Annotated in this window: 11 protein-coding genes; 10 read left to right on the top strand and 1 reads right to left on the bottom strand. The window is 71.5% G+C overall.

Annotation, left to right across the window (positions count from 1 at the left end; genetic code table 11):
* From KME77_RS28690 to KME77_RS28655, 8 genes are all read left to right on the top strand, one after another.
* A partial coding sequence (locus tag KME77_RS28690; RefSeq protein ID WP_308250954.1) for an Rne/Rng family ribonuclease occupies positions 1-2851 on the top strand: 2851 nt, incomplete at its 5' end.
* A gap of 201 nt (positions 2852-3052) precedes the next feature.
* Complete coding sequence (rplU, locus tag KME77_RS28685; protein WP_138694024.1) at positions 3053-3355, top strand: 50S ribosomal protein L21; 303 nt, start codon at positions 3053-3055, stop codon at positions 3353-3355.
* Positions 3356-3370: 15 nt separating this feature from the next.
* A complete protein-coding gene (gene rpmA / locus KME77_RS28680; protein WP_219472255.1) occupies positions 3371-3628 on the top strand; it encodes a 50S ribosomal protein L27 in 258 nt (85 codons plus the stop codon).
* 226 nt (positions 3629-3854) lie between these two features.
* Positions 3855-5207 (top strand): GTPase ObgE, encoded by a 1353-nt coding sequence (gene obgE, locus KME77_RS28675; protein WP_219472253.1) that lies wholly within the window; start codon positions 3855-3857, stop codon positions 5205-5207.
* An 89-nt stretch (positions 5208-5296) separates the two neighbouring features.
* Positions 5297-6415 carry a glutamate 5-kinase gene (gene proB, locus KME77_RS28670; RefSeq protein WP_219472250.1) on the top strand — a complete coding sequence of 373 codons (1119 nt, stop codon included), beginning with the start codon at positions 5297-5299 and terminating at the stop codon, positions 6413-6415.
* A gap of 81 nt (positions 6416-6496) precedes the next feature.
* On the top strand, positions 6497-7777 hold the full coding sequence (locus KME77_RS28665) for a glutamate-5-semialdehyde dehydrogenase (protein WP_219472247.1): 1281 nt from the start codon (positions 6497-6499) through the stop codon (positions 7775-7777).
* Between the two features lie 66 nt (positions 7778-7843).
* On the top strand, positions 7844-8020 hold the full coding sequence (locus KME77_RS28660) for a hypothetical protein (RefSeq protein ID WP_219472244.1): 177 nt from the start codon (positions 7844-7846) through the stop codon (positions 8018-8020).
* Between the two features lie 79 nt (positions 8021-8099).
* Positions 8100-9896, top strand: a complete 1797-nt coding sequence (locus KME77_RS28655; RefSeq protein WP_219472241.1) for a serine/threonine-protein kinase — start codon at positions 8100-8102, stop codon at positions 9894-9896.
* A 27-nt stretch (positions 9897-9923) separates the two neighbouring features.
* On the opposite strand, the gene KME77_RS28650 is transcribed toward KME77_RS28655, so the two are convergent.
* Positions 9924-10964, bottom strand: a complete 1041-nt coding sequence (locus KME77_RS28650; RefSeq protein WP_372451238.1) for a M48 family metallopeptidase — start codon at positions 10962-10964, stop codon at positions 9924-9926.
* A 98-nt stretch (positions 10965-11062) separates the two neighbouring features.
* Here KME77_RS28650 and nadD point away from each other — a divergent pair, with 98 nt between their 5' ends.
* Positions 11063-11680, top strand: coding sequence for a nicotinate-nucleotide adenylyltransferase (gene nadD / locus KME77_RS28645; protein WP_219472234.1), 618 nt, complete (start codon positions 11063-11065; stop codon positions 11678-11680).
* 91 nt (positions 11681-11771) lie between these two features.
* Positions 11772-12167 carry a ribosome silencing factor gene (gene rsfS, locus KME77_RS28640; RefSeq protein ID WP_219472232.1) on the top strand — a complete coding sequence of 132 codons (396 nt, stop codon included), beginning with the start codon at positions 11772-11774 and terminating at the stop codon, positions 12165-12167.
* Positions 12168-12186 lie beyond the last annotated feature (19 nt).

Here is a 12186-nt window from a genome sequence, read left to right as displayed (position 1 = left end):
GCCCAGGGGCGGGGCCAACGGCCCCGACGGGGAGACAACTGAACAGCCAAAGGTGACCAGGCGTCGCCGATCAGCGAGCCGGCCGGCCGGGCCTCCGCCCGAGTTGCCCGACGAGCCGTCCGCCGCCGCCCCGGCCACGGCCGCTCCGGCCGCTCAAGCCGCGGCCGCCACGACGAGCGAGCCCGCGGTGGGCGGGGTCGCGACGGGCGGGGCGATGATGGGCGCGCCGGAGAGCGTGACGGAGGCCGCCGTCGCGGAGACGGTCACCCCGGACAGCGCCCCGGCCGAGGCCGTCGCTGAGGAGAAGCCCAAGAGAGCCACGCGTACGCGGTCCACGGCCACGACGACGCGCCGGCGTACCAGCAAGAAGGCTGCGGAGGCGGAAGCCGCCCAGGCGGCCGCGGAGGCCGTGCAGGGGGACGTCGCGGCAGGTCAGGACACCAGCGGTGGGGTCACTGACGGCGGCGTCGTAGACGGTGCGACCGGCGGTGGGGCCGAGGTCGCCGAGGAGGCCGCTCCGGTCAAGCGGCGCCGCACCCGCAAGAAGGCCGAGCCCGAGGAGGTCGCCGAGCCGGCGCCCGCCCGTGAGGCCGAGATCGCCGCCGCCGCGGGTGAGGCCGCCGCCGCGCGCGACGGCAGCGCCGACGCCGACGAGGAGGACGTCACCGAGCTGCTGCCCGAGGACGAGCCGCTCGACGACGAGCCCGCCGGCGAGGACCTCGACGAGGACGACGGCCGGCCGAGCCTGCTGTCGGACCCGTTCGGGCTGTCCGCGCGCAGGCAGAGCCAGCAGGGCGCGGCGGGGTTCCAGCGTCCGGCCGCGATCTTCGCGCCGCTGTTCCAGGCGCCCGACCCCACCAGGGCCAAGCCCGCCAAGCCCGAGCCGGAGCCCGTGCCCCAGCCTCAGCCGCCCGCCCCCGAGCCTGAGGAGGCCGTGGAGGACGTCACGGACGACGAGGGTGAGTCCTCCGACGACCAGGAGGAGGAGGGCGGCAGCCGCCGCCGTCGGCGCCGCCGTGGCGGCAGGGGCCGTGGCAAGGCGCGCGGTGAGCGTGACGACTCCGACGAGGGGGACGACTCGGAGGAGGGCGAGGACGAGGACCAGGCCGACGACGGCCAGGAGGAGGAAGCCTCCAGCTCGCGCCGCCGTCGCCGGCGTCGCCGCCGTGGCGCGGACGAGCCCGCAGAGCCGGCCGGCGACGACCCGCCCAACACCGTCGTGCGCATCCGCGCCCCCCGTTCGGGCCGGGCCGCGCTCGACACCTCCGCCGACGGCGTGCAGAGCGTGCGCGGCTCCACCAGGCTGGAGGCCAAGAAGCAGCGCCGCCGCGAGGGCCGCGAGCTGGGCCGCAGGCGTCCGCCGATCATCACCGAGTCCGAGTTCCTGGCCAGGCGCGAGTCGGTCGACCGGATGATGGTGGTGCGCCGCCAGGGCGACCGCACGCAGATCGCGGTGCTGGAGGACGGCGTGCTCGTCGAGCACTACGTCAACCGCGAGGCCAGTCAGTCGTACGTGGGCAACGTCTACCTGGGCAAGGTCCAGAACGTGCTGCCGTCGATGGAGGCCGCCTTCGTCGACGTCGGCAAGGGGCGCAACGCCGTCCTGTACGCGGGTGAGGTGAACTTCGACACCGCCGGCCTGGAGGGCCAGCCCAAGCGCATCGAGTCGGCGCTGAAGTCCGGCCAGTCGGTGCTGGTGCAGGTCACCAAGGACCCGATCGGCCACAAGGGCGCCCGCCTGACCTCGCAGATCAGCCTGCCCGGCCGCTATCTGGTGTACGTGCCCGACGGGTCGATGACCGGCATCAGCCGCAAGCTGCCCGACAAGGAGCGGACGCGGCTCAAGAGCATCCTGAAGAAGGTCATGCCGGAGAACGCCGGCGTGATCGTCCGTACGGCCGCCGAGGGCGCCTCCGAGGACGAGCTGGCCCGCGACGTGGCCCGTCTGTCGGCCCAGTGGGAGAACATCCAGAAGAAGGCCAAGGGGGCCAGCCCGCCCGAGCTGCTGTCGGCCGAGCCCGACCTGACCATCCGGGTCGTGCGGGACGTGTTCAACGAGGACTTCACGAACCTGGTCGTCCAGGGCGAGGACGCCTGGGAGACGGTCGACGAGTACGTCAAGTACGTCGCGCCGCACCTGGCCGAGCGGCTGTCGAAGTGGGACACCGAGCAGGGCGATGTGTTCGAGTCGTACCGGATCGACGAGCAGCTCGGCAAGGCGATGGAGCGCAAGGTGTGGCTGCCCAGCGGCGGCTCGCTGGTGATCGACCGTACCGAGGCGATGACCGTCGTCGACGTCAACACCGGCAAGTTCACCGGCCAGGGCGGCAACCTGGAGGAGACCGTCACCCGCAACAACCTGGAGGCGGCCGAGGAGATCGTCCGCCAGCTCAGGCTGCGCGACATCGGCGGCATCATCGTGATCGACTTCATCGACATGGTGCTGGAGTCGAACCGCGACCTGGTGCTGCGGCGGCTGCTCGAGTGCCTGGCGCGCGACAGGACCAAGCACCAGGTGGCCGAGGTCACCTCGCTGGGCCTGGTGCAGATGACGCGCAAGCGGGTCGGGCAGGGGCTGCTGGAGGCGTTCTCGACGCCGTGCGACTGCTGCAACGGGCGCGGGCTGATCGTCTCGACCGAGCCGGTGGAGGCCAAGCAGGAGCCGCGCGGCACGCAGGGCAAGATGGCGGTCGAGAAGGCGGTCTCCGACAAGGTTTCCGCGGCGAAGGACTCCGGCAGCCGTGATACCGTGACCGGTGCGCTTGATGACGTCCCCTCGGAGGACGACCAGGCGGGCCAGACTTCCGGCAGAGGGCGGCGACGCTCCCGCCGAGCCAAGTCAGCCGAGTAGCCAGGCGCTCCCGCGAGGGAGCGCTCCTCGGCGGACTGCCCCGACGATCCGTCCGGTTCGACCAGGGCACCGTTAATCCGGTACTCTTGAGAATCGGTGCGTCCAGCGGCGCGCCCTGTTCGCGCGCCTACTCGGTTCGTCGGTTCCAGACAGCACCGAATGCCGGGCGCAGCATTCAGAAGTCAGTAGAAGGGTTCCGCGGTGTACGCGATCGTTCGTTGCGGCGGCAGGCAGCAGAAGGTCTCCGTCGGTGACGTCCTCGAGGTGGACAAGGTCGCCGGCGAGGTCGGCTCTTCGGTTTCGCTGCCCACGGTGCTCGTCGTCAACGACGGCGATGTGACCACGGAGGCGGGCAAGTTCCTGGTGAGCGCCGAGATCCTCGGCGAGACCAAGGGCCCGAAGATCCGCATTCTCAAGTACAAGAACAAGACCGGTTACAAGAAGCGCCAGGGTCACCGCCAGCGGTACACCCAGGTGAAGATCACCGGCATCGACCAGGCCTGATCGGGAGTTAGAGAGATGGCACACAAGAAGGGCGCGTCGTCCACCCGGAACGGCCGTGACTCCAACGCCCAGCGCCTGGGCGTCAAGCGCTTCGGCGGCCAGCTGGTCAACGCGGGCGAGATCATCGTCCGCCAGCGTGGCACCCACTTCCACCCCGGCGACAACGTCGGCCGCGGCGGCGACGACACGCTGTTCGCGCTCGCGGCGGGGCACGTGCAGTTCGGCGTCAAGCGCGGGCGCCGCGCGGTGAGCATCGTTCCGCTGGCGGAGTAGATCTTTTCTGCCGCGTTTCTGGGGTGGGCCGTTCGCGGCCTGCCCCTTCGCGCGTGTTAAGGGCTTTCGAAAACTTTTTACGGCAGGCATGGGCCGGACCCACCCCTGGCACGGGGCTGGCGTCCGTCCAGGGGCACGCTCCTCCGGTTCACGGGGCTGGGCGCCGTGACGTGCGCATTCCTGGCCCCGGTCATGGATACGTCAGATGAGATGGAGGAGTGTCGGCATGGCGGACTTCGTTGATCAGGTGGTGTTGCACATTCACGCCGGGGACGGCGGGAACGGGTGCGCGTCCATCCACCGGGAGAAGTTCAAGCCCTTGGGCGGGCCCGACGGCGGCAACGGCGGGCGTGGCGGCGCGGTGATCCTGGAGGTGGACCCCAACACCGCCACTTTGCTGGACTACCACCGCAGGCCGCACCGCAAGGCCGACAACGGCAAGCAGGGGCAGGGGTCCAACCGGGACGGGGCCAACGGCGGGGACGTCATTCTTCCCGTGCCCAACGGGACCGTCGTCAAGGACGCCGGCAGCGGCGAGGTGCTGGTCGACCTGGTGGGGGCCGGCACCCGGTACGTCATCGCCGAGGGCGGCCACGGCGGGCTCGGCAACGCGGCGCTGGCCACCACGCGGCGCAAGGCGCCCGGGTTCGCCCTGCTGGGGGAGCCCGGTGACGCGCTCGACGTCATGCTGGAGCTCAAGAGCGTGGCCGACGTCGCGCTGGTCGGGTTTCCCAGCGCCGGGAAGTCGTCGCTGATCGCGGCCTTGTCGGCGGCCCGGCCGAAGATCGCCGACTACCCCTTCACCACGTTGATCCCCAACCTCGGGGTTGTCACCGCCGGGGACACCGTCTTCACCGTGGCCGACGTGCCTGGGTTGATCCCGGGGGCCTCGCAGGGCAAGGGGCTCGGGCACGAGTTCCTCCGGCACGTCGAGCGGTGCGACATGCTCGTGCACGTCATCGACTGCGCGACCATGGAGCCCGGCCGCGACCCGATCACCGACTACGAGGTGATCGAGGCGGAGCTGGAGGCGTACGGGAAGCTCGAAGGGCGGCCCCGCATGGTCGTGCTGAACAAGGCGGACGTTCCCGACGCCCGTGAGCTGGCCGAGATGGTGCGCGCCGAGTTCGAGGGGCGGGGGCTGCAGGTGTTCACCGTGTCGGCCGCCACGCACGACGGGCTGCGGGAGCTGACGTACGCGATGGGCGAATGGGTGGCCGCGGCCCGCGCGAACAAGCCCGTCGAGGAGCCGACCCGGCTGGTCCTGCGGCCCAAGCAGCTCGGCGAGGCCGGGTTCAAGGTGCGGCGGGTCAACGAGAACCTGTTCCAGGTCACCGGCGAGAAGCCCGAGCGGTGGATCCGGCAGACCGACTTCACCAACGACGAGGCCGTGGGCTACCTGGCCGACCGGCTGGAGCGGCTCGGGGTCGAGGAGGAGCTGGTCAAGGCCGGTGCCACGGCGGGAGCCGAGGTCGTCATCGGGTCCATGGAGGGCGGGTACGTCTTCGACTGGCAGCCCACGCTGCACGCCGAGTCCGTACGCCAGGGGCCGCGCGGGACCGACAACCGGCTGGGGTGACGGCTGCCCCAGGATGCCCCGAGGCCCGCAAACCCTGAGGCCCGAGAACTTCGAGGAGACGGGCTCCGCGGCTCCGATAGGCTTTGACGGTGCGGGAACAGATCAGATCGGCGTCGAAGGTCGTCGTCAAGGTGGGCTCGTCGTCGCTGACCACCCCACAGGGCACGATCGACGTCGACCGGGTCGACGCCCTCGTCGACGTCCTGGCGGCGCGCCGCCGGCACGGGACGCAGATCGTCCTGGTGTCCTCGGGAGCCATCGCGGCGGGCCTCGGCCCGCTGGGGCTGAGCGTGCGCCCGCGTGACCTGGCCACCCAGCAGGCGGCCGCGTCCGTCGGGCAGGGCGTGCTCGTCGCCCGCTACACCTCCTCCTTCGCCCGCTACGGCCTGCGTGTCGGGCAGGTGCTGCTGACCGCCGACGACATGATGCGCCGCGCCCACCACGCCAACGCCCAGCGCACGCTGGCCCGGCTGCTGGAGCTCGGCATCGTGCCGATCGTCAACGAGAACGACACCGTCGCCACCGACGAGATCCGCTTCGGCGACAACGACCGGCTGGCCGCCCTGGTCAGCCACCTCGTCCACGCCGACGCGCTGGTCCTGCTCTCCGACGTGGACGCCCTCTACGACGGGCCGCCCAGCCGCAGCGGATCGCGCCGGCTGGCCGAGATCCGCGGCCCCCAGGACCTGGTCGGCGTCGAGCTGGGCAAGAGCGGCGCGGCCGTCGGCACCGGCGGCATGGTGACCAAGGTGCAGGCCGCCAGGATCGCCACCGGCGCGGGCGTGCCCGTGGTGCTCACCGCCGCCGCCCACGCCGCCCAGGCGCTCACCGGGGCCGACGTCGGGACGTACTTCCATCCGGGCGGCCGCCACCCCGGCACGCGGCTGCTCTGGCTGGCCCACGCCACCACGGGGCGCGGCCGGCTGCTGCTCGACGACGGCGCGGTCGAGGCCGTCGTCACCAGGCGCAAGTCGCTGCTGCCCGCCGGGGTGACCTCGGTGGAGGGCGACTTCGCGGCCGGCGACCCGGTCGACCTGTGCGGGCCGCGCGGCGCCGTGGTGGCCCGCGGGCTGGTCAACTTCGACGCGGTGGAGATCCCCGGGCTGCTCGGCCGCTCGACGCGGGAGCTGGGCAGCGAGCTCGGTCCGGAATATGAACGCGAGCTGATCCACCGCGACGACATCGTCATACTGGAAACCCACAACTGACCTCGTCCCGCTCCCCGGAGCGGGCCGGGAAGGCATCGACGGGCCCAACCCGGAGCCCGGGCAGCGGAGTGAGGCGGAGCAATGAGCACAGAGTTCCTGAAGGTCGCCCACGCGGCACGAGAGGCCGCCGCCGAGCTGGCCCCGCTGCCGCGCGCGCCCAAGGACCATGCCCTGCGCGTGATCGCCGACGCCCTCGTGGCCCACACCGCCGAGATCGTCGAGGCCAACGCCAAGGACGTGGAGCAGGCCCGCGAGCAGGGCACCGCCGAGGCGATGATCGACCGGCTGCGCCTCGACGGGCCCCGGATCGAGGCCATCGCCGAGGCCGTCCGCGACGTGGCCGACCTGCCCGACCCCGTCGGCGAGGTGGTCAGGGGCAGCACGCTGCCCAACGGCCTGGAGCTGCGCCAGGTCAGGGTGCCGCTCGGCGTGATCGGCATCATCTACGAGGGCCGCCCCAACGTCACCGTGGACGCCGCCGCGCTCTGCCTCAAGAGCGGCAACGCCGTCCTGCTGCGCGGCTCGTCCAGCGCCTACTCCTCCAACACCGTGCTCGTGCGGGTCATGCAGGAGGCGCTGGCCGGCACCGAGGTGCCGGCCGGGGCCGTGCAGCTCGTGCCGGGGCTCAGCCGCGACTCCGTCAAGGAGCTGATGCGCGCCCGCGGCCTGGTCGACGTGCTGATCCCGCGCGGCGGCGCCTCCCTGATCAACTCCGTGGTCGAGGAGTCGACGGTCCCGGTGATCGAGACGGGCGTCGGCAACTGCCACGTGTACGTGGACGCGGAGGCGGACGTCGACCTGGCCGTCGAGATCCTGGTCAACTCCAAGGCGCAGCGGCCGTCGGTGTGCAACGCGGCCGAGACGTTCCTGGTGCACGCCGACGTGGCCGGCGCGTTCGTGCCCAAGGCGCTGCGGGCGCTGGCCGAGGCGGGCGTGACCGTGCACGGCGACGCGGGGATCGCCGCGTACGGCGAGGTCGTGCCCGTCACCGAGGACGACTTCCTGACCGAGTACCTCTCGCTCGACATCGCCGCCGCGGTCGTCGGCTCCCTGGAGGAGGCCGTGGCCCACATCAGGCGCTACGGCTCGGCGCACACCGACGCCATCGTGACGCGCTCGCAGCGGGCGGCCCGCAGGTTCGTGTCGCTGGTCGACTCGGCGGCCGTCGCGGTCAACGCCTCGACGCGGTTCACCGACGGCGGCGAGTTCGGGTTCGGCGCGGAGATCGGCATCTCCACGCAGAAGCTGCACGCGCGCGGCCCGATGGGCCTGCCGGAGCTCACCTCCACCAAGTGGATCTACACCGGTGAAGGGCATCTTCGCGCGTCAGCGGGTACGGTCATCTCCGGGTCAGGCGCCTGACCGGATTACGCCGTGGCGGCGTGTCGGCGTGACCGGCCGGCGGAGGGGCTCGCTTGACTGGAGCGCATGGAGATCGTCATCGCCCTGGCCTTCTCGGCGGCCGTGCTGTTCGGCGCCGACCGGCTGATGCTCTGGCTGGAGAGCCAGGGCCACGTCAACTGGCGCAGGAAAGGACGCAGGAACCTGTCGGCGGAGCCCACGGCCGAGCTCGACAGCATGCTGTCCGATCAACCTCGCCGATAAAGCTTCGGCGCGCCGCAACCGTTGTCGCCGATCTCGGCGCTAGGGTTGTGTCCCTTATGGGCCCGGGCAGGGAGGGACGGTGAGCAAGCTCGGCAAGGTCGGGCCGTACACCCTGCTCGAGCGGCTCGGCCGGGGCGGCATGGGTGAGGTCTACCTCGCCAGCGCCCGCCGTGGCGAACGCGTCGCGCTCAAGGTCCTGCACGACCTGGCCGAGGACAGCTCGTCCAGGGTCAGGCTCGAACGCGAGGTGCGCGCGCTGCGCCGGGTGGAGAGCCCGTACGTGGCCAAGGTGCTGGACGCCGACCTGTCGTCCGCGCGCCCGTACCTGGTCATGGAGCACATCGAGGGCGTCACGCTGCTCGACCGCGTACGGCGCAGCGGCCCGCTCACGATGGCGGAGCTGGTGGAGCTGGCGCAGGGCATCGCCACCGCGCTGGCCATCATCCACGCGGCCGGCGTGGTGCACCGCGACCTCAAGCCGGCCAACATCCTCATGGGCACCGACGGGCCCGTGCTCATCGACTTCGGCATCGCGCAGGTGCTCGACGCCACCCGGCTCACCATGACCGGCACCTTCCTCGGCACGCCCGGCTACACCGCGCCGGAGATCTTCGCCGACGAGCAGGTCGACTCGCCCGCCGACGTGCACGCGTGGGCGGCGACGGTGGCGTTCGCGGCGACCGGGCGGCCCACGTTCGGGCGGGGGACCGCCGAGGCGCAGATGTACGCGGTGCTCAACGGGCAGGCCGACCTCAAGGGCGTGCCGGTGGCGCTGCTGCCGCTGGTGCGGGCCGCCCTCAACCGTGAGCCCGGCAAGCGCCCGACGGCCGCGCTGCTGGCCGACCGGCTCTCGCGCCTGGCCAAGGTGACCGGCGCGCCCGAGGTGCCGCTGTCCGCCCCCGCCGTGGACGACGAGGTCAAGGCGCCGCGGGGCCGGGCGGCCGAGGACGCCGCGGCGCGGGCCCGTACCAACGAGGAGGCGAAGGCGCCTGCCCCTCGGACGCGGACGAACCCGGAAGGGAAGGGCACCACTCCTCGATCCCGCACGACCGCGGACGGAAAGGCCGCCACCCCTCGGGGCCGGACACCTCCGGACGCCAAGACGCCGACGCCCCGGGCACGGACGACTCCGGACGCCAAGGGCGCCACGCCGCGGGGTCGCACCGGCGAGAACGCCGCCGTGCGCGGCCGCACCGGTGAGGGCGCGGCCGCGCGGGGCCGCACGAGTGAGGGCGCGGCGGTGCGGAGCCGTACGGGCGAAGGCGCCAAGGCCACGCCCGCACGGATCCGCACACGGACCGCGACCGGCAAGCCGCGCACGCGCGGCACCGGCCTGCGCGCCGAGGCGGGCTCCACCACGCTGCCCGCGGGCAACGCGGCGCTGCTGCTGCTCGCCGTGCTGGCCGTGCCGTGCGTGGTGGCGTCGGTGATCTGGCCGATCGCGACGATCGCCATCACGGCCGTGTTCGTCCTGCTGACCAGGACGCTCTGGATGAGTCACTGGCTGGTCAGGAAGCGCGCCTCACGCCGGGTCAGAGTGTCGCTGCGTGTGGTGTTCTTCCCGTTCGCGTTCGCGGCGTCGGCCGTGACCGGAGTGGTCTGGCCCGGGGTGCCCGTCGCGGTGGCGTCGGGCGGAGCGCTCTGGCTGACCGGCGGCGGCCAGATCGAGCCTGACTGGTGGCAGCAGCCGGCGCCTGTCACGGCCGCAGGCGTCGTGTTCGGGATGCTGTGCGGCGGCATCACCGGACGCGAGATCGAGCGGGTCGGTGCCCGCCTGCCCGAGCTGCGCAGGGAAGGGCTGCGCGCACTGGCCGTGCTGGGCGGGTTCGTCGCCCTGTGCGCGGCGGCGGTGCGCGCTATCGCGTTGCTGTTGTAGCTGACCGGGTGCGGTGCCGCCGGGTGATCAGCCCTGGCCGCCCTGGCTGCCGTCGCGGCGGGAGAAGCGGTTGAAGATGCGCTCGCCCGCGTTGACCGCGCCCTCTGCCACGTCGCGCAGCACGCCGATGAACGGATCCTGCGACTGGGACCACGACGCGCGGTAGGACTCGGCCGCGGCCTTGATCTCGTCGGTGACCCTCGCGTTGGGGTCGTCCTCCCTGCGCGGGTAGTCGCCGCCGAGGATGCGCTCGTACTCGCCGCCGCGGTGCCACTTGTCGAGCTCGGCCACGCGCACCACGGCGAACGGGTGGGTGGTGCCGAGCAGGTTGAGCACCTTGAGGAAGCCGTCGCGAAGGTCGCCCGCGGTGTCGTACTCCTGGTACTGCTCCAGGAACGCCTCGATGTTCATCTCGTGGGTGTAGTCGCCGCCGGCGAGCTTCATCAGCGCACGCTTGGACGCCTCGGGGTCCTGGCCGACGAGCAGACCGCCGCGGTCGCAGGACAGCTCCGACTTGCGGTACCACTCCTCCAGGCCCGCGACGATCGCGCGCAGGCCGATGTAGCCGAGCGGGATCCAGGCGACGCGGGTGGCCAGGCGGGTGAGGATGTCGAGCATCGTCCGGTAGACGGCGTGGCCTGACAGGATGTGCGCGGTCTCGTGTCCGATGACGAAGCGCTGCTCCTCCTCGTTCATGAGGTTGAGCAGGCCGGTGGTGACGACGATGAACGGGTCGTCGAAGCCGATGGCCATGGCCTGGACCCGCGGGTCCTGCTGGACGTAGATCTCGGGGATCCGGTGGAGGTCGAGGGTGTAGGCGGCGTCGCGGCCCATGTCGTAGAGGGAGCGGAACTGGGTCTCGCTGACGCGCACGGCCGACGCCAGGTACATCAGGCGCAGCCGGCGCTCGCTGATGAGGCCGGACATCTGCTTGAGAACCGTGTCGAACCCACTCAACTTCCGCAGAGCGACCAGCGCGGACCGGTCTGCGGGGTGTTCATAGGCACGAGACGAGATGCCGGGCAGTTGGACGCGGTTTCGGTCCGGGGTGGTCGTCATGCCCGGCATGCTACGTCGGCATCGGGCGGTGCGCGCGTTCATCACCGCGTTCATCACCAGGGGGGTCCCATGATGTTGCCGAATGACGCCCGCGTAAGGTCCGTTTCATGATGAACGCGCCGAGTGTCCAGGGGAAGCGACGCGTGGGTGTGATGGGTGGGACGTTCGACCCGATTCACCACGGTCACCTGGTCGCCGCCAGCGAAGTTGCCCATCACTTCGATCTCGACGAGGTCGTCTTCGTGCCCACGGGACGGCCGTACCAGAAGGCGGAGCGCGTGGTGTCCGCGCCCGAGGACCGTTATCTGATGACCGTGATCGCGACCGCGTCGAACCCGCGCTTCTCGGTGAGCAGGGTGGACGTCGACCGTCCCGGCCCCACGTTCACGATCGACACGCTGAGGGACGTCGCCGAGATCTACGGACCGGAGTCGGAGCTCTACTTCATCACCGGCGCCGACGCGCTCGGCGCCATATTGACCTGGCAGGACGCCGACGAGCTGTTCGAGCTGGCGCACTTCGTGGGCTGCACCCGGCCCGGCCACACCTTGCACGATCCTGGCCTGCCCGAGGGCAAGGTGACGCTGCTGGAGATCCCGGCCTTGGCCATCTCGTCGTCGGAGTGCCGGCAGCGGGTGGAGAAGGACGAGCCGATCTGGTACCTCGTGCCTGATGGAATCGTGCAATACATCAACAAAAGGGGTCTTTATCGCGCGGAGGGGTGAAGGTGCTCGTGCCGTACGTGGGGCACGGGAGCGGTAACGGGTACCCTCGACATAGGGGCATGTTGCCGACACAGGAGGACCGACCCGCATCGTGACCGCATCCGAAAGAGCCGTCCAGCTCGTCCAGATCGCCGCGGAGGCCGCGGCCGACAAGCTGGCCGATGACATCCTCGCCTACGACGTCAGCGAGCAACTCGTCATCACCGACGCCTTCCTGCTCTGCTCCGCCACGAACGATCGCCAGGTACGCGCCATCGTCGACGAGATCGAGGACAGGCTGCGCATCGAGGCCGACGCCAAGCCCGTGCGCCGCGAGGGCGAGCGCGAGGGCCGCTGGGTGCTGCTCGACTACCTCGACATCGTCGTGCACGTGCAGCACGAGGAGGACCGCACCTTCTACGCGCTGGAGCGCCTCTGGAAGGACTGCCCGCCCATCGGGCTGCCGGAGAGCGTCGTGCAGGTGAACATCCAGCGGGCCCGCACGTGAAGCCGTCCGCCGAGGCGTC

This window comes from Nonomuraea rhizosphaerae, assembly GCF_019396405.1.
GTDB lineage: Bacteria > Actinomycetota > Actinomycetes > Streptosporangiales > Streptosporangiaceae > Nonomuraea > Nonomuraea rhizosphaerae.
This window is presented reverse-complemented; position numbering and strand designations above follow the sequence as displayed.